The organism is Pseudomonas sp. 10S5 (assembly GCF_035019745.1).
In the GTDB taxonomy this organism is placed as follows: Bacteria; Pseudomonadota; Gammaproteobacteria; order Pseudomonadales; family Pseudomonadaceae; genus Aquipseudomonas.
In genome coordinates this window covers 275,097-298,499 of record NZ_JASJVL010000004.1, presented here as the reverse complement: position 1 = coordinate 298,499, position 23,403 = coordinate 275,097, and the positions used below count along the sequence as shown (strand labels likewise).

Here is a 23,403-nt window from a genome sequence, read left to right as displayed (position 1 = left end):
CCCACAAGGTCACTCCGGTTGTCCATCTCCGATCATCAAGCGCACCTTCAGCGCCAGTTCATCAACGTTAAAAGGTTTGGTCAGCATATCCATTCCGGGGTCGAGAAACTCAGCTCTCACTTCAGCGTTTCGCGCGTAACCAGTCATGAACAGCACTGGCAGATCTGGACGGAATTGCCGGGCGATCTCTGCCAATTGACGACCGTTTAACCCGGGTAAGCCTACATCGCTAATGAGCAGATCGATACGCTCTGAGCTTTGTAGCACTGGCAGCGCAGTCTTGCTGTCACCAGCTTCTAATGTCGAATAGCCGAGCTCGCGCAGCACGTCGATCACCAGCAGGCGCACCGCAACCTCGTCTTCCACTACCAGCACCTGCTCCCCCTTCACTGCCCTAGGAGCACCGAGGCTCTCGGGCTCAGCGATAGGATCCGCTGCCTGCTCATGGTGGCGCGGAAGATACAGCTGAATCCGAGTACCCTGCTGAACCACGCTATCGATCTGGACATGGCCGCCGGTCTGCTTAACGAATCCGTAGACCATTGAAAGCCCCAGGCCCGTGCCTTGCCCAATCGGCTTGGTGGTGAAGAAAGGATCAAACGCACGCCGGATCACCTCTGCCGACATGCCAAAACCGCTGTCTTCGACGCTGAGCAGTACATACTCACCTGGAGCCATGGCTTCTCGTTGAGTGTCAACGTGAACGACCGCAGAGCTGACCATCAGACGGCCTCCCTCGGGCATAGCGTCACGGGCATTGATCACCAGGTTCAACAACGCGCTTTCCAACTGATGCTCATCAGTATTGGCTTGCCACAAGCGCGGCTGAAGATCAATGCACAACTCGATGCTCTCGCCTAACGTGCGGCGCAACAACTCCTCCATGGACATCACCATCTCGTTCACGTCCACCGCTTGAGGGTTAAGCGACTGGCGCCTGGCAAAGGCGAGCAAGCGGTGTGTCAATGAGGCGGCGCGATTAGCTGAGGTCATCGCGGCATTGATATATCGGTCCACCTCTGCGACGCGCCCTGCTGCGACGCGCCGCTGAATCAAATCCAGCGCGCCGAGCACACCGGTGAGCATGTTATTGAAGTCATGCGCAATTCCGCCCGTGAGCTGGCCGATGGCGTCCATTTTTTGCGCATGACGCAACGCCTCCTCCGCGCTTTCACGCTCGGACATTTCCACTTGCAGCAGCTCGTTGATCGTAACCATTTCGCGGGTTCGCTCTGCTACCCGTCGCTCAAGGCTGTCGTTCAGCTCACGCAGAGCCTCTTCAGCATTGACCTGTGCGGTGATGTCAGTGTGAGTGCCCAGCCAATGGGTGACGTTACCCAAACCATCGCGGATGGGTAAGGCACGGGATAGAAACCAGCTGTAGTTTCCGTCTTTACCACGCAATGAAAACGTATCGTCCCAAACCGAACCGGTCGCGAAACAATGCTTGGCCCGTGCAGTAATTCGGTCGAAGTGTGCAGGATCAAGAACCGAACGCCATCCCAAAGCCAGCATGGCTTCCAGCGACATGCCGGTGTAGTCATACCAACGTTTGTTGTACCAATATATTTTTCCGCAAGGCTCAGCTGTCCAGGCCAGCTGGCTCATATTGTCGGCCAAGGTACGAAATTGTAGCTCGCTTTCGCGCAGCGCCCGCTCGGCACGTGATCGTTCCATGGCGATCCAACTTCGCTCAGCGACATCGCGAACAAAGCTGACTTCTTCGTCGCTCCATATCCTTGGTTTTAGACCCTGCAGCATCAACAGAGTGGTGATTACGCCCTGTTCGAGTAGCGGAATATTGATCAGCGTTCGCATGCCTCTGGCCTGCAACTCGCTACCGCCCAGGGCCGTGCGCGCATCAAGTAAAGTATCGTTGATGACCAGGCCTTCACCCCGGCGCAGCGTCTGAAATAGCGGACCAAAATTGTTGAGGCTGTATACGCCAACGAGGCTTGGAATTTCATCCAGTACCCAATCGCGCTTGATTACGATGCTTTCTTGCTCAAGGCTCACAGTGGCAAATGCAACTCGTTCAATTCCCAAAGTCATACCTAGAACTCTGGCGGCTGCTTGTCTAATCTCTGTACAGCCGGTTTTTTCTCGCAGCTGATCACCCAAGATCAATAAAGCTGCCTGGAAGCGCTCGGCACGTGCGCGCTCAACGATCTGGCTTTCCAGCACCGCGTTGATTCGACGCAGATTCTCTTCACCGTTGCGTTCAAGCGTTATGTCCCGTGCAGTGCCAATCAAACGGACCGTACCATCGCGCTCCTGCATCCGGCGCCCCCGTATGGTTAGCCAGCTTGGTAGGCCGCTGACACGTGGACGGACCCGAAAGTCCAGGCTGATCTCACCGGTTGAGCGATCGCTCAACGCTTGCGCTACCGCCTGAACCAATACGCTTCTATCTTCGGCCTGGACGGCGACAAGAAAATCCTCGACGGTTGGATTAAGTTGCTCGGGCGACATCTCGGCAATCAATCGTGTCTGGCTATCAAAATGCAATTGATTACGGCTAATGGTGTACTCCCAGACACCTACGGCAGCGATGGAGTTGGCTAACTTGACGCGCTGTTCGGCCTCTAGAAGTGCGTTACGCGCTTTAGCGCTTTCATCCGCCGCCTGAGTGCGCTCCACCACCTCGCGAACCAGCGCGATGTCTTCGCTTGACCACCGTCTAGGTGCCTCGGAGCTTATATACAGCAGTGCATTGAAACCCTGATCGTCGCTCAGGGGCGCAATCAAAATACTGCGTACGTTATAGTCGGCGTATCGCTGAGAGGAGCCGGATGTATGGGGATCAGTAGTCACGTCCTCGACAGCGATCAACTCACCTTGAGTCAAGCGCCCCAACAAATCTTTGCCATATTCGTCGATTTGATGAACGCCACGACTGCTGCGTGCAGGGCTTCCCAACCACTCGCTTTGGATGGTCAACACGCCATGTGCGTCGAAACGGCCATGGCCTATGCGCTGAATTTCAAGAGTAGACCCCAGACTATCCCCAAGATTAAATACGACGTCCTCAGCGCGAACTGCGTCGTGCAGTCGGTCGCTAAGTTGCAGTAAAAACGCCTGACGCGCCTGTTGCTGGCGGTGCCGAGCCTCGCTTTCGCGCTGAGCCACCAATGCACGACGCAACTCTAGCTGACTGACGACCTGGTTCGCTAAAGTTGCCAATGCGGCTACCTGGCGCTTGGACAGGTGCCGAGGATGCACATCAAGCACGCACAACGCGCCCAAAGGACCGTCGAGCGACATCAACAACGCGCTGGCATAAAATCGTAACCGAGCACCTCCAACAACCTGCGGATGAGTGGCGAACCGTGGGTCGGCCGCCAAATCATCAATGATCATCCCATCAGGCTGCCGTATGGCATGGGCACACAACGAATATTCAAGGGGTTGATCACCCTCGGCCAAACCAAACTGCGCAAGGGACCATTGCCGATCAATGTCGATCAGGTTGATTTGCGCCATAGGTGCGTCACATAGATACGCGGCGAGGCTGGCAAGCTCTTCAAACGTCAGCTCTGGGGGAGTGTCAAGTATGTCCAGTCGAGCAAGGGCGGCAAGCCGATCCTGCTCGCACCAGGGCGTTGACGTCGAAACGTTGTGATTGTTCAAGAAATGTGTCCGCGTCCTGAAAATTTCTGGATATACCTCGACCCCTTCCCTGGCGATCAAGTGACGCCCTGCTGGTCACTGAAGGTCAGCCGCCTACAGGTGTACGTAGCGTGACAAATTCCTCGGCTGCAGTTGGGTGCACGCCAATGGTGTCGTCGAAAATCTGCTTGGTTGCACCCGCTTTCAACGCAATGGCCAATCCTTGGATGATTTCCCCCGCCTCGGGCCCGACCATGTGACAACCGAGCACCCGATCTGTATCAGCATCGACCACCAACTTCATCAGCGTGCGCTCTTGATCCTGGGTAAGCGACAACTTCATGGGGCGGAAGCGGCTTTCGAATACCACCACCGTGTGACCAGCTTTCTTAGCGTCTTCTTCGGTCAACCCCACAGTACCTATGTTCGGCAGGCTGAAAACTGCCGTTGGGATATGACGGTAGTCTACCGGGCGATACTGCTCAGGCTTAAACAGTCGACGCGCCAACGCGGTGCCTTCAGCCAGTGCCACGGGAGTCAGTTGCACACCGCCGATGATGTCACCAAGCGCCAAGATAGAGGGTTCGCTGGTCTGATAAAGCTCATCAACCTCGATGTACCCAGCTTTGTTCAGTTTTACCTTGACGTTTTCGAGGCCAAGGTTATCCAGCATCGGACGACGACCTGTCGCGTAGAACACGCAGTCGGTAGTCAGCAGGCGTCCGTCTTTAAGCGTGACGCGCAAAGCGCCATCTTCATTTTGGTCGATACGCTCAATATCAGAATTGAATTGCAGATCAATACCGCGCTTCACCAGCTCCTCTTTCAGATGAACGCGAACAGCGCCATCAAAACCGCGCAAGAACAGTTCGCCGCGATACAACTGGGTCACGTCAGCCCCCAAGCCATGGAAGATCGACGCAAACTCCACAGCAATGTAGCCGCCACCGACGACCACAATACGTTTAGGGAGTTTGTTGAGAAAAAACGCATCCTGGGATGTAATTGCCAAATCGCTACCAGGAAATTCCGGCACCTGCGGCCAGCCGCCGGTCGCAATCAAAATATGTTCAGCACTGTACGTTTGACCGTTGATCTCGACCCGGTGTGGATCGACTAGTTTGGCGTGTCCTTCGTACAAGGTAACGCCGCTGTTGGTCAACAGACTTCGATAAATTTCATTGAGACGGTGAATCTCACGATCTTTGTTGCTGATCAGGGTTGACCAATCGAATTCAGCCTCACCGGCAGACCAGCCGTAACTTTTGGCGTGTTCGAAGTCCTCGGAGAAATGCGCCCCGTAAACTAGAAATTTTTTCGGCACGCAACCGACGTTGACACACGTGCCTCCCAAGTAGCGGCTCTCAGCAATCGCCACTCGTGCACCATAACCCGCAGCAAAACGTGCAGCCCTTACACCGCCGGAACCGGCACCAATTACAAAAAGGTCGAAGTCGTAGGCCATTGCTGTCTCCTTATCAGGCACACAGCATAACCGCTTCGGCGAGTTGGGTCAGCGCCAACAGCCATAAACGACAAAGCCACCTAGCGGTGGCTTTGTCCTACAAAAAATAAGGCAAAAACTCAGTAGGCTTTGCCGGTTTTGTAGAAATTTTCAAAACAGAAATTAGTCGCGTCGATATAGCCTTCGGCGCCGCCACAGTCAAAACGCTGACCTTTGAATTTGTAAGCCAGTACGTTGCCCTCTTCCGCCATCTTCATCAGCGCGTCAGTGATCTGGATTTCGCCGCCTTTACCAGGCGGGGTGTCTTCGATCATTTTGAAGATGTCAGGAGTCAGGATGTAACGCCCGATAATGGCCAGATTTGAAGGAGCGTCTTCAGGCTTTGGTTTTTCAACCATGTGGCTGACACGGTAAAGGCCCGGGTGAATTTCTTCCCCCGCGATAACTCCGTACTTCTGAGTTTCATCAGCCGGTACTTCTTGGATGGCAACGATGCAGCAACGGTATTTGTTGTAGAGCTTGACCATTTGGGTCAAAACACCATCACCGTTAAGGTTTACACAAAGGTCATCTGCCAATACTACGGCGAACGGTTCGTCACCAATCAAAGGGCGACCGCTGAGGATCGCGTGGCCAAGACCTTTCATTTCGGTTTGGCGAGTGTAGGAAAAACTGCACTCATCTAAAATTCGACGAATACCGACTAAATATTTTTCTTTGTCGGTACCTTTGATCTGATGCTCAAGCTCATAGCTAATATCGAAGTGGTCTTCTAAAGCACGCTTGCCACGACCGGTAACGATGGATATCTCTTTCAAGCCAGCATCAAGTGCCTCTTCAACGCCGTACTGGATCAGCGGCTTGTTAACCACTGGCAGCATTTCCTTGGGCATGGCTTTTGTCGCTGGCAAAAAGCGCGTGCCGTATCCGGCTGCTGGGAACAAGCATTTCTTGATCACATTCTGGCTCATATAATTCCCTAATAAAAAAGGCTGTAGCTGATTGCGGCGCAGTCTAATCAGGCACAGAGCACCTTACAATGCCTTACTGGCCGTCCTCTGCGTAGATAGAGAGATTTAGGGCACGATAGTTCCATTGCGCGGTAGACAGCCCTTGACCGACAGCAGCCCGGATGGATGGTATTAGCTCGGCCAAGCCTAGCTGAGCACCAACGACTCCGTGGGATTTATGTGCAGCGTATCGGCATGCGCCCTATTATGTGCCGTTTGAACCAATGAGCGGGATTTAACGATGTCTGAAGTCAAGAATGTAAACGGGTACCTGATCAATAAACTTCAAGATGGTCAGTGGTGGGTATCGGACGCCACCGGCGAAGCAATCGCCGGGCCGTTCGATTCTGAAAGCGCTGCAATCGAAGTGGCGGCTGTATTGCAAGACCAGCCCAAGGCTCACACTCGTCGTCGCTCAGGTCCGAAATCCTAAAGACAAAACCCGCTGTGGCGAGGAACAACGATCACATCATTGGATGATCGAACCATCCCTACTGAGTTTCCTCTCACTCACCGGCGTCTTAACTGTGAAGCACAGAAATCATGAATAAAATTTTGTGGGTTGTCGCAGTATTGGGAATCGCCGGTTGCGCTACAGCCTCAAATACCTACCTAAATAACGGCCAACAAGGCGTCAGTATTGACTGCTCGGGTGAAGCGATGTCATGGGACAGTTGCTACCAAAAAGCCGACATTTCTTGCCCTGACAAAGGCTATAACATTGTTGCAACTGACGGCACCCCACAACCCAAAGAAAGCGATAAGACCCTTGGGGTAGACGTCGGCAACTATAAAAGCCGTAGCTTGGTGGTGCTGTGTAAATAACTAATACTGGCGGCGCGCTGAATAGGGCGAGCTTATGAAGTTCACAAGCCGCGTTGTGCAGTGGCACACACTGCTAGAGGTGGATCTCTGCAAACTTGATTCCCAATCCACGAACGATTAATACCAGGTCGTCCAACTGGCTGAAAGATTCGACCTCATCACTGTCATCCACCAAAAAAAAACTTCTGCCTTCGCTCTTCTTGAAAAAAACGATCCACTCGCCGACTACTGCTGGGTTTTGAATGATGTGTGTAGCCGAAATATGGCCTTCGGTATGGTGCTGCTTTACTTCTTCGCGCTTCATTACCGCTCCATCAATTTGGGTGTTTGCTGACCATCAACCGGAAATGCAGGCAGTAGCGGCGTTTTGGACATCTTTTGGCCGTATTGGCACGTTAGAAAAGTGCTCATAGAGCTTGATGGAGCTGCCATTGTTGCTGCGGCTCTCAATCAATAACACCGCAGCAGGGTCAGAGCTGAACTTCTGCGCGATAATCATACGCAAACCGTCATGATGAGGTTCAACCAAAGGCGGTTTACGGCTGTCGATTAGCTTGTGAGCTACGCAGTCGGCATAAGCCTGGGGGCTTTTGCCGGAAATAACACTCAAGGTCGGGAGAGAATGCTCAAGGTCTGCAACCGTTGCGCAGCCTGTCATTGCAAGTGCCAAAATCGCCACCGCTATTTTCATAAAATCACTCCACTAAAAGATCTACGACACGCTTATGACCGAATAGATCCCTATTTAGGCACTTTTATCGGGTATAACCGTAATAAAACCACTCACGACCGATAAATGCCGCCGCTCCCATGCTATCTTTTTGATTTTGTAGAAAAAGCCTTTTCGGAGACACCATGAAATTTGTACATCAGCGCGAGCACTTGAACGAAGACGACATTGTCGTTATCGAGTGCTCCCAGCTCTGTAACATCCGCTTAATGAACGATGCCAATTTTCGCAGTTTTAAAAACGGCGGTCGTCACACCTATCACGGCGGCGCTTTTGACCGATTTCCAGCAAAAATAGCAGCACCGAGCACCGGCTTTTGGAATATCACAATTGACACTGCTGGCCGCAAAGCCGACTCCGGTGGCGGACGCAAGCCCGAGTTTACTCACACCATCAAAATCGTTCGTCGCTCGGCTACGCGGTTGAGTTGACAGGTTAAATGCCGTCTGAAAGGAACTGCTAGTGAGCAAACCTACGCCTACCACTAAATATGCCATCAGCTACAAACTCAACGGTGAACGCCGTTTTGAGTTTGCCCAATTGCAATCAGCTTCTGCGCAAGAAGCCACCGCCACCCTTGAAAAGATGCACAGCGGTAGCGACGATAAGGTTACCGATGTAAAAGTCAGCAAAGCGCTTTAGGCGCTGGGTTCGATCACAGGCTTGGGCGTTTATTGATCACTGTCGACAGATGCGGCCATCAGGGGCTGTGTATTGGATGCTTCGCAGGGGGATAGAAATGCTCAAGCGCATCGATTCAGAACCCCATACATTAAGTCTGTTTGCCGAAGATGTCGCTCAATCTCCCCGCACGGAGCCTATTGGTCCACGGTCATTTGTGCTGAGAGGCTTTGCGCTTCCGTTGATAGACCAACTGCTAACGGCGTTGCAGCACGTTGTCGAGCAATGCCCTTTTAGGCACATGACGACCCCCGGTGGTTTTACCATGTCGGTCGCGTTGAGCAACTGCGGCGACGTTGGCTGGGTCACCGATCGCAACGGTTATCGGTATACCCGAACCGATCCAGAAACTGGCAATCCTTGGCCAGCACTACCTGAAGTATTCATGCAATTGGCTCAGGCTGCAGCGACGGAATGTGGCTTTGCCGGATTCACCCCCGATGCTTGTTTAGTCAATCGCTATGTGCCCGGCGCGAAAATGTCTTTGCATCAAGATAAAAACGAACGCAGCTACCAGTGGCCAGTCGTTTCGGTTTCATTGGGTATTGCAGCGACCTTTCTATTCGGTGGACCGGAGCGGAGCGCCAAAGCCCAGCGAATTTCTCTATTCCATGGCGACGTTGTTGTGTGGGGGGGCGAAGACCGGCTGCGCTATCACGGTGTGCTACCGCTTAAATTAGCCCACCACCCCTTGCTAGGCGATCAACGCATCAACTTTACCTTTCGTAAAGCCGAGTAATTAATCGCTACTGGCTATCAGGCTGCAGTTTCGCTACGACCATTGGCCCTCGACACCGCCGGACACGCTGAGCGATGCAAATTCAGCGCGGTATTGATGATGCCAATATGGCTGAACGCTTGGGGAAAATTGCCCAGCATCCGTTTTCCTCGCGGATCATATTGCTCGGCGAGCAGGCCCACATCGTTGCATAGTCCGCATAGCCGCTCGAACAACGCAACAGCGTCTTCGTAGCGGCCCAGAAGTACATAAACGTCGGCCAGCCAGAACGAACACACGAGGAATGTCCCTTCGTGGCCCGACACTCCATCCACGGTGCGATCAGCGTCATAGCGCAGCAATAAACCCTCCTGCAACAGGGCCTTCTCGATGGCGGCCACTGTACCCAAGACTCTGGGATCGTTGGCGGGCAAAAAACCCGTCAAGGCAATCTGCAACAGGCTCGCGTCCAATGACGTTGAACCATAGGTTTGCACGAAGCTGCCTAGCTGGGTATCGAAACCGTTAAGGCACACATCAGCATGAATCTCGTCAGCGATGGCCCGGTAATGGACTGCCAGGGCACGGTCTTCATCGTTTTCAGCAGACTGTTCAGCAAGGTGTGAATTTCGGTCGAAGGCGACCCAGGCCATGACTTTGGAGTGGGTAAAATGCCGAGGCTCAGCACGCATCTCCCAAATCCCTTTATCCGGACGGTGCCAGACAGTCTCCAGAAACGGCATGATCACCTTGATGATCGCAGCGCTGCGCGGCGGCCTGGGCAGACCACCTTTCGAGGCCTGGACCATGGCGTCGGCCACTTCGCCAAAGACATCCAGCTGCACTTGTGTGGCCGCCGCATTGCCGATACGTACTGGAGCCGAGTTTTCGTAGCCCGCCAGCCATGGCAGCTCGTACTCTGGCAGTCGTCGTTCACCACCCAGGCCGTACATGATCTGGATCTGCTCTGGGTTGCCCGCCACTGCGCGTAACAGCCAGCTGCGCCAGGCATCGGCCTCTTCGTAGTAACCAAGGTTCATGAGCGCCAATAAGGTCATGGTAGCGTCACGCAGCCAACAGAATCGGTAATCCCAGTTGCGCTCACCGCCCAGCTGTTCCGGCAGCGATGTGGTGACCGCCGCAACGATCCCGCCAGTGGGCTCATAGGTCAGCGCTTTGAGGGTAATCAGCGAACGTTTGACCTGTGCTGACCACTGCCCCACTTCTGGACAGCGGCTGGAAAATTTCAGCCAAAAGTGCTCGGTTTTCTTCAGCGCCACTTCGCCGTCGATTCCGGAATGCACGGGATGATTCGACACCTGATGGCTAAGCACGAACACCTGACGCTGGCCGGTCTCGACAGCAAAGTGACTGCCGGTGTGATGGTCGAGAGCATAGAGTTCAACCGGTGTATGCAGAATTAGCATTTCCGGACCGGCAATGGCTGTGAGTGTGCGCGGATCTTTCATTTCAACCCACGGTACGCTGCTTCCGTAATCGAAACGTATGGCCAGGTCCATGTCGAACTCGACGTGGCCCTCCAGACCGACCACGATTCGAACCACGCTACTGCCCGTTTCGGTGGGCATGAAATCAACCAGCATGGCGCGCCCGCTGTCAGTCTCAAACAGAGTTTCGAGAATCAACGTACCTTCGCGGTAATGCCTTTCAGTGCACGTGATGGGATCTGAGGGAGCGATTTTCCAGCGACCATTGTTGCTATCGCCCAGCAACGCTGCGAAACACGCAGGGGAATCAAATCGGGGGAAGCATAACCAATCCAGTGAACCATCCTTGGCGACTAGCGCGGCAGTTTTGCAATTGCCTAGCAATGCATAGTCTTCAATCAATGCGGCCATAGATAGATATCCGAAAAGGTCAGTGAGTGATTTTTCGACAGGCCCCCGCTCGCATGGGGCCTGCAGGATGAAGCCTTGTTTTGAGCAATCAAGTCGTTTAGCCGGGCAAAATGTAACGCCGTATGGCTGTCGCCACACCGTCCTCCAGATTACTGCCAGTGACGTGATCTGCCTGACTGCGAACACTCTCCTCGCCTTGGCCCATGGCAATTGACAGCCCGGCCACATGGAACATCGCCACGTCATTGCTGCCGTCACCAATGGCGGCAGTCTGGGTCAGCGGCACTCCCAAAAATTCGGCAAGGGTCACCAAGGCGTTGCCTTTGTTAGCCTCAACAGCATTCACGTCCAAGTAATACAGCTGCGACCTTGATGCAAACGCCAGGCCGTCGATCTGCGGATTGAGCCGTGCTTCCAGATTTTTCAAAAGTTGATGATCGGCGCTGGCGGCAACGATTTTGTCGATTCGATCCAGATACGGCTCAAAACTGGAGACCAGCACTGGGTCGTAACCCAATGTCTTGCGTTCATGATCAACTAACGCGCCGTTGAGATCGCGCAATAGCCATTGATCATCGGCGAAGACCCACACCGAGCAATCCTGGCCGGTAAACATCGCCAGGCTTGCTCTGGCCGCCGCACTTGGAATACGGTGGGCGGACAACACTCGGCCATCGGGGTGGGTGATCAGGCCACCATTGAATGCCACAGTAGGCAGATCGATGCCCAACGCTTCGATCTGCTGGAGCATGGCCCTGGGGGGTCGACTGCTAGCCAACGTAAAGTGGATCCCGGCAGCACGCAGTTGATTGATCGCGTCGACATTGGTCTGGCTCAGACTGTGGTCAGGACCTAACAACGTGCCGTCGATGTCGGAAAGCAAAAACTGGATGAGGGGTTGCGCGGGGGCACTCATCCGATGCAGCGCCATTCGAAGCCGTCACGTTTCAACAGCTCATCGGCAGCAGCAGGCCCCTCTTCACCCGCTTTGTACTGCTCGACTTGAGGATGCTTGGCCCAGGCATCCAGGAATGGCTGCACGGCGCGCCAACCGTTTTCAATGTTATCCGCGCGTTGGAACAAGGTTTGATCGCCAGCCAAGCAGTCGTAAATCAAGGTTTCATAGCCGGTTGACGGCAACATCTCGAAGAAGTCCTTGTAAGCGAACCCTAATTCGATGTCTACGATGTCCAGCGTTGGCCCTGGGCGCTTTGCCTGTAGGTCGAACGACATGCCCTCGTTAGGCTGAATCTGAATCTTCAGGTAGTTGGGCTTTGGCTGCTCAACGTCGGTATCGCGAAATTGAGCATACGGCGCGGGTTTGAAGCAGATCGCAATTTCAGTGTCGCGGGCACTCAAGCGCTTGCCGGTGCGCAGGTAAAACGGCACACCCACCCAGCGCCAGTTGTCGATCATCACCTTCAGTGCTACGTATGTCTCAGTGGTGCTGTCCGAAGCTACATTGGGCTCTTCCCGATAACCGGCAATGCTGTTGTCGTCCACCGTGCTTTCTGCGTACTGTCCGCGTACCGAGTTGGCCAGCGCCTCTTCCTCATTCCAAGGGCGAATAGCGCCAATGACCTTGGCTTTTTCGCCGCGTACCGCATCGGCACCGAAAGCGGCTGGTGGCTCCATGGCAACCATCGCCAGCAGCTGGAACAAGTGGTTGGGCACCATGTCGCGCAACGCACCGGTATGCTCGTAAAAGCTGCCTCGAGTCTCAACACCTACGGTTTCGGCGGCGGTGATTTGAATGTGGTCGATGTAATGGTTATTCCAGAACGATTCGAACAATCCGTTGGAGAAACGGCTGACCATAATATTCTGGACGGTTTCTTTGCCTAGGTAATGGTCGATCCGGTAGATCTGTTTCTCAGCCATCACCTTTAGCAGACAGGCGTTAAGGGCCACCGCGCTGGGTAAATCGGAACCAAACGGCTTCTCGATCACTACGCGTCGGAAGCAGTCATCGGTCTCGACCAGCAATCCCGACGAACCCAATCGCTTGGCGACTTCGCTGAAAAAACGCGGTGCGGTGGCCAGATAAAAAATAGCGTTGCCGGTGCCGGTGGCTTTAATTTTCTCGCCGATGTCGTTGTAGGTCGAATCGTCTAGAAAGTCACCCTGCACATAGCTGATACGGCTAGCCAGATCGCTCCACAATTCGGGGTCCAGCGGCTCGGCTGCGCCTTCGGCGACTTTGTTTGCCGCCTCTTGGCGAATAAAATCTTCGAGCTTCTTCGCGAAGTCGGCATCGCTGATCGCATTATGGTCAACGCCAACAATGTGGACGCCGTGGCCCAGCAGACCATCACGACTGAGGTTGTACAGCGCCGGCATCAGCAACCGCTTGACCAAATCACCGTGAGCACCGAACAGAAACAGTGTGGCTGGCGGGGCAACGTTAGGCGCTTGATTGGACTTTGTACGCGACAGTCCCATTATTTTGGTCCTTCTTTATGGCCGCCAAAACCGAACCGCATGGCTGAGAGCATTTTATCGCCATAGGTGCTTTCCTGCCGCGAGCGGAATCGAGCAAACAATGCGCTGGAGAGCACTGGCACTGGCACTGATTGCTCCATCGCCGCATCAATGGTCCAGCGACCTTCGCCACTGTCGGCCACATTGCCGGAGTAAGCATTGAGCTGAGGATCAGTGGCCAGCGCATCAGCGGTTAGGTCCAGCAGCCAAGAAGAAACCACGCTGCCCCGACGCCAAACTTCAGCGATATCGGCAACATTGAGATCGAAGCGTTGCTCAGACGGCAAGTTTTCCGAGTTCTTCATCTTGAGAATGTCGAACCCTTCGGCGAACGCCTGCATCATTCCGTACTCGATGCCGTTGTGAATCATTTTTACGAAATGTCCGGAACCAGCCGGGCCAGCATGAATATAACCGCGCTCGGCACGGTCATCGGTGGCGTTACGATCCTTGGTTCGCTCAATAGAACCGTAACCGGGAGCAAGGCTATCGAATAGCGGATCCAGATGCTCAACTACGGCGGAGTCCCCACCGATCATCATGCAGTAGCCGCGTTCCAGACCCCACACTCCTCCTGACGTACCGACATCAACATAATGCAGTTGCTTCTTAGTCAGCATCTGGGCACGACGCATATCGTCTTTGTAGAAGCTGTTGCCCCCGTCGATGATTACATCGCCGGGTTCCAACATTTCACTTAGGGTATTAATCGTGTCTTCGGTAGGAGCGCCCGCCGGAAGCATGACCCACACCGCACGCGGTTTTTCTAACCGGGCAACCAGTTCATTGAGGTCAACCGCAGCGGTAGCGCCCTCTTTAGCTAGCACGACGCGAGCGCTTTCATCGCGATCAAACACAACCGTTGTATGGCCATTAAGCATCAACCGTCTTGCGATATTGCCGCCCATGCGGCCCAGTCCAATAATCCCAAGTTGCATGTGGCGTGCTCCTTAATACGAAGAAAGGGGTGCCTCACCTTATAGCCCAGCGGTACGTAACCAGTAGTGCGCAGCATTCGTACCAGAATATGTCGAAGGCAGGGGGCCTGGGTGAGCCTGCCTGTTTCAATATTTTTCAGAAGGTGCGCAGGCGTGGGTCACGAGTGTTCGGACCAGATACGCCTGTTAACGTTCCGCTGTGGGTCTGGTCCCTGATGCGCTGCATCTTGCCGCTCCGGCTATCAATGTTGCCCTCTTTTTACCCCAATCCAACCGAGTCAGTACGAGGCGTTTTTTTTGTGCACACAAATTAGCCAAATTTTTCCTTAAATACGAAAAGTACGCACTGGAAAATGGCGCTGCTTAAGGTTCACTAGTGATTGCAGGCGAGTTATTAAGCGGATTTATTTCAGAAGGCCGACGTTACAGGTCATTGTCGAACAATCCGACCAATGGTCTTGGTCTCAGCGCTCTACTTGACATACCTCAAAAAAGTGCGTTTCAGCTAATAAATGGCTTGTAATATTTCATTGGAACCCGGCCTATTGGACCCAGACCCCCACGCCACGCCACTTTGAAAAAATAATCGAAACTTTCTGATACATCGGTGGGTCATCATGAAAGAGAGCCTAAGCTATTGGCGTAACCCGAGTTAGGGCTCTGCCCCCTTTTCTGCTATCACGCATCCGGTAAATGGGTACCGTTCTTGCGTAGCGCTTGTGTGCTCAGCCGTATGGAATGGCTAATAACAAGTCGAGAGCTGCACCAACACTGTATTTATAACGGGAGAAAAAGATGATTAGCGCCGCTGTCAAAACCCAGAAGGGAGAGAGTTTTCATCAGCCGGCCAGCGAGCCGACCCATCTGCCGGTCTTCGCATCGACGAGCGCTCCACTGATGCTGCCGACCTCACAGCCGACGGTTACGACCCTGACGAATAGAAGAAAGATCCTATTCGTGACGTCGGAGTTAGCTGATCTGGTGAAAACCGGAGGGCTTGGCGATGTATCTGCTGCACTGCCGCGAGCCATGCGTCACCTGCACGATGTCCGAGTGCTGATTCCTGGCTATCCACAAGTATTAAATAGCGGAAATCCGATTCACGTTATTAGTGAGTTAAGCGGTTATGCCGCTCTACCGCCGTGCAAAATTGGCCGGATGGATATGAAAGACGGTCTGGTCATTTATGTCCTGATCTGCCCCGAGTTATACGAGCGCGAAGGTACGCCTTATGGTGACAACAACGGCCGTGACTGGTCGGACAACCATATTCGCTTTGCTCGATTGGGCCTTGCCGCCGCTGATTTTGCTGCAGGTGCGGTAAAAACCCAATGGTGCCCCGAGTTGGTTCATGCCCACGACTGGCCTGCCGGCCTGGCACCTGCCTACATGAAGTGGCGTGGGCAGAGTACCCCGAGCATTTTTACGATTCATAATCTTGCGTATCAAGGGACGGTCAGTACCGGTTGTAATCGTGAGTTGGGTATTCCCGATCAGGCCCTTGGTGCCGAAGGCATGGAGTTCTACGGCAAGCTTTCGTTTATCAAGGCTGGCATGGCGTACGCCAGTCACATCACCACCGTCAGCGCGACCTACGCCAAGGAAATCACCACCCCGGCGTTCGGTTGCGGGCTTGAGGGGTTTTTACAAAGCAAAGCCGAGCAAGGCCTACTGAGCGGCATTCCAAACGGCATCGATGCCAGTTGGGATGCCGCTACGGATGAACACTTGATTTGCCGGTTTGAGCCCAATGAATGGCAGCGCAAGGAAATCAACGCCGACTATGTGCGTGAACTGTTTGAGCTTAAACCGTCGAAGGGGCCGCTCTTTGCAGTTGTTTCACGGTTGGTGTTCCAAAAAGGGCTGGACCTGACCATTGGTGTAGCTGAGCACATAGTCAATTCGGGCGGTCAAATCGCGATTATCGGCCGCGGCGAACCAGAGGAAGAAGACGCGATGCGTGCTTTAGCGCTGCGCTTTCCCGGTCAGGTCAGCGTTCGCGTCGGGTTCAATGAAACCGATGCCCGCCGAATGTTCGCAGGCAGCGACTTTCTATTGATGCCTTCGCGCTACGAACCCTGCGGCTTGAGCCAAATGTACGCTCAGCGTTTCGGTTCATTGCCGGTAGCGCGTAATACCGGTGGCCTGGCTGACACCATTGAGGATGGTGTCACCGGTTTCTTGTTTGAAGACGCCACCATAGAAAGCTACGCGGAGGCACTAACCAGGGCGATCAAAGTGTTCGCAAATCCCGAGCTTCTCAATGCAATGCGTTGCCGCGCAATGGCCGCGCCCTTCAACTGGCATCAAGCGGTTGAACCTTACGCAGAGCTGTACCAGGAGCTTCTGAAAAAGAATGTGGGTGCAACTGTCCACAATTAAAAGGGGTTGAACGAATGCCTATGCGCACGGATAAAAACTGGCGCCACGGCGCTGTCATGTTGGATGTAGAACATACCCGGTTTGCCCTATGGGCGCCGGACGCCCAATCCGTAAGTGTCGAGTTTGACGACCAGCCGTCAGCAATGATGTTGTCGCAGACCAATGGCTGGTTCGTGCTGGAGACCTATTGCCCTGCCGGAACTTTGTATCGCTATAAGATCGACGATGATCTGGAAGTGCCCGATCCAGCCTCACGGGCTCAATCTGGCGATGTGCATTCTTCAAGCCGAGTAATCAATCACTCTACTTATCCGTGGAAACACCCTGAATGGGCAGGACGTCCGTGGCATGAAGCGGTTATCTATGAGCTGCATGTTGGTGTGCTTGGCGGTTTTGCCGAGGTCGAAAAACTGCTGCCGCGCCTTGCAGGACTAGGCATCACCGCCATCGAGCTAATGCCTTTGGCGCAATTTCCCGGTGATCGCAACTGGGGCTATGACGGAGTCCTGCCCTATGCGCCACAATCTTCCTACGGTACCCCCGACCAGCTAAAAGCCTTGATCGACGCCGCTCACGGGCACGGCTTGATGGTTATTTTGGACGTGGTCTACAACCATTTTGGGCCAGACGGCAACTACTTGGGCAATTACGCCAAGGGGTTTTTCCGCGAAGATATTAAAACGCCTTGGGGCGCTGCTATCGATTTTCGTCGCCGCGAAGTCCGCGATTTTTTTATCGACAATGCACTGATGTGGTTATTGGACTATCGCTTCGATGGTTTGCGACTGGATGCAGTGCACCAGATCAAAGACCCTACGTTTCTTAAAGAATTTGCAGCGCAAGTACGTCAGCGCATTGATGCGCCCAGAGTGGTTTGGCTGAATTTGGAAAATGAGCACAACGCGGCCAGTTTGCTGGAAGAAGGCTTTGATGCTCAGTGGAACGACGACGGGCACAACGCGCTGCACGTATTGCTAACCGACGAAAGCGACGCTTACTACGCTGACTTTGCCAACGACCCCACACAAAAACTGGCCCGTTGCCTAAGCGAAGGCTTCGTTTTCCAGGGCGAAGACAATCGTCATGGCCACCAACGGGGCGAACCGAGTGGGCATTTGCCGCCTAGTTCATTCGTGTTGTTTTTGCAAAATCACGACCAGATAGGTAATCGGGCGTACGGCGAACGTCTTCCGCTGTTAACCCCAGGTGCCGCTCTGCGCACCGCCACCGTGTTGTTGCTGCTGTCGCCGATGATCCCATTGATGTTCATGGGTGATGACTGGGCTGCTAGCGAACCGTTTCTGTTTTTCACCAGTCACCACGGCGAGTTGGCCAAAGCAGTACGTGAAGGTCGTCGTAGCGAATTTGCTGATTTTCCGGCGTTCTCCGACGAGAAAACACGCGAGAGTATTCCTGACCCAAATGCCCGAAGCACCTTCGAGAAGTCGCGTCCGGCCTTTGACGTAGTGTTTTTAGAAACCGATCAAGGGACCGATCACCAGCAGTGGCTCGCACTGTACAAGCAACTGCTTTCTTTGCGTCACCAATACATCATGCCGCGCCTTGTTGGAGCCGAACCTCTGGAGGCCAATGTGCTGGGCCGCGGAGCCCTGATTGCACGCTGGCGCATGGGCGATGGTAGCGTTTTACGCATGGACTTGAACTTGGGCGAACGTGCCGTTGATGTATTCCCCTGTGAACGCGGCACCGTACTTTTTGAAACTCCGCCGCATGCAGCAGAACTTTCTCGGCACGGCACCCTCAACCCCTACACGGCAATTGTCAGCCTGACAGCGATCGATGTTTTGGAGGAACAGGATGAGCAATGAGCAACTCCATGGATTGGCAATTCGCGCGGGGCTGTCGGTCCACTGGGTCGACGCTAACGGACGGCCACAAACCGTCGCCCCAGACGTATTGTGCAGAGTGCTGGAAGGCCTCGGATACCCCGCCTATAGCACTCACGATATTGAAATCAGCCTGCAACGTTTGAGCGAGTCGGATATACAACACAGCGCGCCGCCCCTGCTGACGGTGGATGACGGTCATACGCTGGATCTTTCGAGCTGGTTCGCACCCCATACTCCTTTTGTGCTGGAGCTTGAAGAAGGCGTCACCCTCAACGGCGAACTGACTGAAACCGTGCAGCTGCCGACGCCGGGGGTTGTCGGCTACCACCGGTTGCTGATCGACGGCCAGTCCCTGACGATAGCGGTAGCACCGAAAACCTGCTTCAGCATGGCCATGGCAATCGAGACACCCACCCCACGGGTATGGGGTTTGACCGTGCAGCTGTATTCCTTGCGGCGCCAAGGTGACGGTGGATTTGGTGACATCCAGGCCTTAGAGTCTTTCGTTCGCGCTGCCGGAGAACGCGGCGCCGACGCAGTTGCGATCAGCCCGATGCACGCAATGTTTGCCAGCGACCCCCATCGTTACAGCCCCTACTCACCCTCTAGCCGTTTATTCCTTAATAGCTTGTATGCCTCCCCAGGCACCATCCTCGGTGAGCGCGACTTGCGCGTGGCGCTTGAAAATACCGAGCTAGACGATGAATTCGAGCGTCTTGAAGGGCTGCCGCTGATCGATTGGCCAGCAGCAGCGGCGGCCAAATGGAAGCTGCTACACGCTCTGTATGCGAGCTTCAGCAATGGCACGCATCCGCTGAATGAAGATTTTGTCAGCTTTTGTAGTAAGGGCGGCGAAGCGCTAGAAAATCACTGCCGCTTTGAAGCGCTGCAGGCGCAATGCCTTTCCCGTGGCATGAGCCAGGATTGGCGTGAATGGCCAGAAGAATTTAAAAACCCGCAAAGCACAGCTGTAGCTGACTTCGCGGACGAATACCGCGACGAAATTCGTTTCCATGCCTTCGCCCAATGGTTGATTGCACAAGGGCTGCAGCGTGCGCAAGTCGCAGCACGCAGCAGCGGCATGCGCGTGGGCCTGATTGCCGACCTGGCCGTCGGCGCAGACGGCGCGGGCAGCCAGGCCTGGAGCCGGCAGGATGAGTTGCTGTCAGCACTGACCGTGGGCGCCCCGCCAGACATCCTCAATCGCTCAGGGCAGAGTTGGGGAATTTCAGCGTTTTCACCCAATGGCTTGAAACGAAACGGTTTCCGGGCGTTTATCGAGATGCTCCGAGCTAATTTTGCTCACGCCGGCGGCTTGCGTATTGACCATGTCATGGGCTTGCAACGCCTGTGGGTGGTGCCGGTTGGCTCGTCGCCCAGCGAGGGCGCCTATCTCAACTACCCGTTGGACGACATGCTACGTTTGCTCGCCCTGGAATCCTTGCGTCACGAAGCAGTGGTGCTCGGCGAAGACCTCGGCACCGTTCCCGAAGGCATGCACGACAAGCTGTCAGCCAGAGCAATTCTCGGCATGCGCGTCCTATTGTTTGAACAAGACAACGCCCATTTCAAACCGATTCTGAAATGGTCCGGCGAAGCGTTGGCCACCACCAGCACCCACGATTTGCCAACGCTTACCGGTTGGTGGAATGAACTGGATATCGATTGGAGTCGGGGCCTGGGCCTGATCGATGAAGACACTGAGTGCCAAGCGCGAGATAACCGACAGCGCGAGCGCGAAGGACTGCGTCAAGCATTGAGCCAAGACTGGGCAAACTTTCGCGACTCTCTCAATGAAACCGCGCAGATTGTGGATGCCAGTGTCCGCTATCTAGGTCATACCCGTGCGCCGCTGGTGCTGCTGCCAATGGAGGACGCACTTGGCGTTGAAGAGCAATCAAATTTGCCAGGCACCATCGATAGCCATCCCAACTGGCGCCGACGACTTCCTGGGGACAGTGCAACGTTGCTTGATGATGAAACTGCTGCCCGCCGTCTTGAATTGCTATCGCAAGCACGGCTACAAGCTGCGGAGCGTGATCAATGAATATCCCTCCTAACCCATCGTTACAACCTTTACGCGCCACTCAGCGGCTGCAATTTCATAAGGGGTTTACCCTAGACGACGCCGTGCCGCTGGTACCCTACTTCGCCCGCTTGGGAATCAGCCACGTGTACGCCTCGCCGTTGCTCAAGGCCCGGGCCGGGTCAATGCATGGCTATGACGTGGTCGATCCGCGGGTGATCAATCCTGAACTGGGTGGCGAACCTGCGTTGCGTCGGCTGGTCAGTGCGTTGCGCAAACACGGCATGGGCCTGATCCTCGACATCGTTTCAAATCACATGGCGGTTGGTGGTTCGGACAATCCATGGTGGTTGGACCTGCTGGAGTGGGGCCGTCGCAGCCCATACGCCGACTTTTTCGACATTCAATGGCACTCGCCTGATCCATTGCTTGAAGGTCAATTACTGCTGCCGTTCCTGAGCAGTGACTACGGCACCGTACTGCAAGCGGGAGAAATTCCGTTGCGATTCGATGCAACTGTTGGTGGGTTTTACATTGAGCATTATCAGCACCGCTTCCCCATCAACCCCGGCACCTACGCCCCGCTGCTCGATGCGGCACAACACCCGAAGCTCATTGGGTTGAGCCAACGTTTTGCCGCACTTGAACACTATCCGCAAGCCTATGAGCGCGCCCGACAGGCCCGTGCTGAATTGGTTGAGCTCTCGCAGCAGCCGGATGTCTTCAAGGCTATTGAGCGTGGTCTGAAGCAATTTGACGCCAGTGAAACCCAAGGCTTTGAGCGACTTCATCAACTTCTGGAACGGCAGCATTATCGTTTGGCCAGTTGGCGTACCGCGGGCGATGACATCAATTGGCGACGATTTTTCGATATCAATGAACTTGGCGGTTTGCGGGTCGAACGACCGATAGTGTTCGAAGCGACCCACGGTAAAATTTTCGAAATGATCAGCGAGGGCCTAGTGGACGGCTTACGCGTTGATCACATCGATGGCCTCGCGGACCCACGTGCTTACTGCCGAAAGCTGCGCCGACGAGTTCAGGGGCTGCTCTGGCAACGCCCCGTTGCGAGTCAAATCAGTCACATACCCATTTTTGTCGAAAAAATCCTCGGGCCTGACGAACAATTGCCGTTGAACTGGGGTGTCGATGGCACCACCGGTTATGAATTCATGAATCAGGTGTCGTTGCTGCAGCACGACCCTAACGGCGAAGCACCCCTTGGCGAACTATGGAGCCGGCTTAGCGGGCGTACCGCCGATTTCAACCAGGAGGTGCTGGAAGCTCGGAATTTGGTGTTGCACGGCACGTTGGCCGGTGACTTTGAAAGCGTCGCTCAGGCGTTATTGCAAGTAGCCCGCAGCGATCTCATGAGCCGTGATTTGACCTTTGGCGCAATTCGCCGGGCGCTTCTGGCGCTTGTGGTTAACTTTCCAATCTACCGAACCTACATCAGTGCAGGTGGGCGCTCGGCCGAAGATGACCGTTTTTTTCAACAGGCCCTCGAAGGCGCTCGACTTAGCCTCAGCGAAGCTGACTGGCCAGTGCTGGAGTATTTGCAGCGCTGGCTCGGCGGACAACCTTGGCGTGAATTGCCACTGGGTCGCTTGCGTAAGCTCCACCGCAATGCTTGCGTGCGCTTCCAGCAACTAACGTCACCGGTCGCCGCCAAATCCGTTGAGGACACCTCGTTTTACCGCTCAGCAGTGCTGCTCTCGCGCAATGACGTTGGCTTTCACCCTCAGCATTTCAGCGCAACACCCGAACATTTTCATGCAGCCTGCCAACGTCGCGCCGAGTTTTTTCCGGACAACCTATTGGCCACCGCAACCCATGATCACAAGCGCGGCGAAGACTCCCGCACACGGCTGGCAGTATTAAGTGAATACGCGGGTTGGTATGCCGAGCAAGTCGAGCACTGGCGACAATTGGCAGGCCCGTTAAAAGTAGGCGAGGTCAGCATCAGCGCCGGTGACGAACTCATGCTTTATCAGGCGTTACTCGGTAGTTGGCCGCTGAATATGGATGGTGAGGCTGCGTTCGAGTCGTTCGCAGACCGGGTAGTTAAGTGGCAAGAAAAAGCCCTTCGGGAGGCCAAGTTATTAAGCAGCTGGAGCACGCCGAATGAGCCGTATGAACACGCTTGCCGAGACTTCCTCAATGGGCTGCTGTTGGCGCCTGAGGGCCTGGCCTTACGCCAATCATTGGGTGCTACGGCGAATCGTATTGCCGTCGCTGGTGCTCTAAACAGCCTTACTCAAGCATTGTTGCGAATCACCGCCCCAGGGGTTCCTGATCTGTATCAGGGCACCGAATTTTGGGATTTTAGTCTTGTAGATCCAGACAACCGTCGTCCAGTGGACTATCCCGCTAGAGTCGAGGCACTCACGCAAGCGCTGAGCCCTGAGGCGCTGATTGAGCACTGGCAGGATGGCAGGATCAAGCAGGCGTTGATCTATCGTGCACTTAACCTGCGTGCTCAACATTCTCGGTTGTTCAGCCGAGGTCGTTACATTCCCTTGCGCGTGCTGGGTACATATGCCGATCACGTTCTGGCGTTTGCGCGAGAGAGCGACGGACACCATGCGGTCGTAATCGTGCCGCGATTAATCACTGAACTATTGGGCACCGCGCAAACTCCATTAGTCAATGCAGATAGTTGGGGCGACACACGAGTGGTGTTGCCATTTGCTGAGACCAGCCATCGTTGGAAGGGGCTCTTTTCCGAGGCGGCAGTTTCAATGGGCAAGGAGCTGCTGCTTAGTGCGGCACTCGGAATGTTTTCTGTAAACCTGATTATCCAAACTGTGTAATACCTGGGAGTGCCAA

Annotated in this window: 18 protein-coding genes; 9 read left to right on the top strand and 9 right to left on the bottom strand. The window is 54.5% G+C overall.

The annotated features are described in order from the left end of the window. Window positions 1-9: 9 nt before the first annotated feature. From QN378_RS06215 to galU, 3 genes are all read right to left on the bottom strand, one after another. Complete coding sequence (locus QN378_RS06215; RefSeq protein ID WP_322203441.1) at window positions 10-3,630, bottom strand: GAF domain-containing protein; 3,621 nt, start codon at window positions 3,628-3,630, stop codon at window positions 10-12. A gap of 85 nt (window positions 3,631-3,715) precedes the next feature. Then, on the bottom strand, window positions 3,716-5,074 hold the full coding sequence (gorA, locus tag QN378_RS06210; protein ID WP_322203439.1) for a glutathione-disulfide reductase: 1,359 nt from the start codon (window positions 5,072-5,074) through the stop codon (window positions 3,716-3,718). Window positions 5,075-5,193: 119 nt separating this feature from the next. Then, the gene (galU, locus tag QN378_RS06205; RefSeq protein WP_322206863.1) at window positions 5,194-6,033 is read right to left on the bottom strand and encodes a UTP--glucose-1-phosphate uridylyltransferase GalU; all 840 of its coding nucleotides are present in this window, start codon (window positions 6,031-6,033) and stop codon (window positions 5,194-5,196) included. Between the two features lie 292 nt (window positions 6,034-6,325). Here galU and QN378_RS06200 point away from each other — a divergent pair, with 292 nt between their 5' ends. Further along, complete coding sequence (locus QN378_RS06200; RefSeq protein WP_322203438.1) at window positions 6,326-6,517, top strand: hypothetical protein; 192 nt, start codon at window positions 6,326-6,328, stop codon at window positions 6,515-6,517. Between the two features lie 110 nt (window positions 6,518-6,627). After that, a complete protein-coding gene (locus tag QN378_RS06195) occupies window positions 6,628-6,909 on the top strand; it encodes a hypothetical protein (RefSeq protein ID WP_323546205.1) in 282 nt (93 codons plus the stop codon). 73 nt (window positions 6,910-6,982) lie between these two features. Here the strand turns inward: QN378_RS06195 and QN378_RS06190 are convergent, their stop codons facing one another. Beyond that, window positions 6,983-7,213 (bottom strand): hypothetical protein, encoded by a 231-nt coding sequence (locus QN378_RS06190; RefSeq protein ID WP_322203435.1) that lies wholly within the window; start codon window positions 7,211-7,213, stop codon window positions 6,983-6,985. Between the two features lie 33 nt (window positions 7,214-7,246). Further along, window positions 7,247-7,600 carry a hypothetical protein gene (locus QN378_RS06185; RefSeq protein WP_322203433.1) on the bottom strand — a complete coding sequence of 118 codons (354 nt, stop codon included), beginning with the start codon at window positions 7,598-7,600 and terminating at the stop codon, window positions 7,247-7,249. A 164-nt stretch (window positions 7,601-7,764) separates the two neighbouring features. Between QN378_RS06185 and QN378_RS06180 the strand changes: the two genes are divergently transcribed. The 3 genes from QN378_RS06180 to alkB all read left to right on the top strand — a co-directional run bounded on the left by QN378_RS06180 (window position 7,765) and on the right by alkB (window position 9,059). After that, the gene (locus QN378_RS06180; protein ID WP_322203431.1) at window positions 7,765-8,070 is read left to right on the top strand and encodes a DUF1883 domain-containing protein; all 306 of its coding nucleotides are present in this window, start codon (window positions 7,765-7,767) and stop codon (window positions 8,068-8,070) included. 31 nt (window positions 8,071-8,101) lie between these two features. Further along, window positions 8,102-8,281: a hypothetical protein gene (locus QN378_RS06175; RefSeq protein WP_322203430.1), complete on the top strand. Its 180-nt coding sequence runs from the start codon at window positions 8,102-8,104 to the stop codon at window positions 8,279-8,281. A 97-nt stretch (window positions 8,282-8,378) separates the two neighbouring features. Continuing rightward, window positions 8,379-9,059 carry a DNA oxidative demethylase AlkB gene (gene alkB, locus QN378_RS06170; RefSeq protein ID WP_322203429.1) on the top strand — a complete coding sequence of 227 codons (681 nt, stop codon included), beginning with the start codon at window positions 8,379-8,381 and terminating at the stop codon, window positions 9,057-9,059. Window positions 9,060-9,076: 17 nt separating this feature from the next. Here alkB and QN378_RS06165 read toward each other — a convergent pair whose 3' ends face one another. The 4 genes from QN378_RS06165 to gnd form a co-directional block, all read right to left on the bottom strand. Next, the gene (locus tag QN378_RS06165; protein ID WP_322203428.1) at window positions 9,077-10,897 is read right to left on the bottom strand and encodes a glycoside hydrolase family 15 protein; all 1,821 of its coding nucleotides are present in this window, start codon (window positions 10,895-10,897) and stop codon (window positions 9,077-9,079) included. A 97-nt stretch (window positions 10,898-10,994) separates the two neighbouring features. Further along, the gene (locus QN378_RS06160) at window positions 10,995-11,813 is read right to left on the bottom strand and encodes an HAD family hydrolase (RefSeq protein ID WP_322203427.1); all 819 of its coding nucleotides are present in this window, start codon (window positions 11,811-11,813) and stop codon (window positions 10,995-10,997) included. After that, on the bottom strand, window positions 11,810-13,339 hold the full coding sequence (gene zwf / locus QN378_RS06155; protein ID WP_323546210.1) for a glucose-6-phosphate dehydrogenase: 1,530 nt from the start codon (window positions 13,337-13,339) through the stop codon (window positions 11,810-11,812). Before zwf ends, QN378_RS06160 begins: the two co-directional genes overlap by 4 nt. Next, the gene (gnd, locus tag QN378_RS06150) at window positions 13,339-14,316 is read right to left on the bottom strand and encodes a phosphogluconate dehydrogenase (NAD(+)-dependent, decarboxylating) (protein ID WP_322203425.1); all 978 of its coding nucleotides are present in this window, start codon (window positions 14,314-14,316) and stop codon (window positions 13,339-13,341) included. The genes zwf and gnd overlap by 1 nt, the downstream gene beginning before the upstream one ends. A gap of 795 nt (window positions 14,317-15,111) precedes the next feature. Here gnd and glgA point away from each other — a divergent pair. From glgA to QN378_RS06130, 4 genes are read left to right on the top strand one after another with little or no spacing between them, the layout of a single operon-like run. Next, window positions 15,112-16,698 (top strand): glycogen synthase GlgA, encoded by a 1,587-nt coding sequence (gene glgA / locus QN378_RS06145; RefSeq protein ID WP_322203424.1) that lies wholly within the window; start codon window positions 15,112-15,114, stop codon window positions 16,696-16,698. A 14-nt stretch (window positions 16,699-16,712) separates the two neighbouring features. Then, entirely contained in the window at window positions 16,713-18,527 is a 1,815-nt protein-coding gene (gene treZ / locus QN378_RS06140) for a malto-oligosyltrehalose trehalohydrolase (RefSeq protein ID WP_322203423.1), read from the top strand. After that, on the top strand, window positions 18,517-20,595 hold the full coding sequence (malQ, locus tag QN378_RS06135) for a 4-alpha-glucanotransferase (protein WP_322203422.1): 2,079 nt from the start codon (window positions 18,517-18,519) through the stop codon (window positions 20,593-20,595). Before treZ ends, malQ begins: the two co-directional genes overlap by 11 nt. After that, on the top strand, window positions 20,592-23,387 hold the full coding sequence (locus QN378_RS06130; protein ID WP_323546213.1) for a malto-oligosyltrehalose synthase: 2,796 nt from the start codon (window positions 20,592-20,594) through the stop codon (window positions 23,385-23,387). The genes malQ and QN378_RS06130 overlap by 4 nt, the downstream gene beginning before the upstream one ends. Window positions 23,388-23,403: the final 16 nt, after the last annotated feature.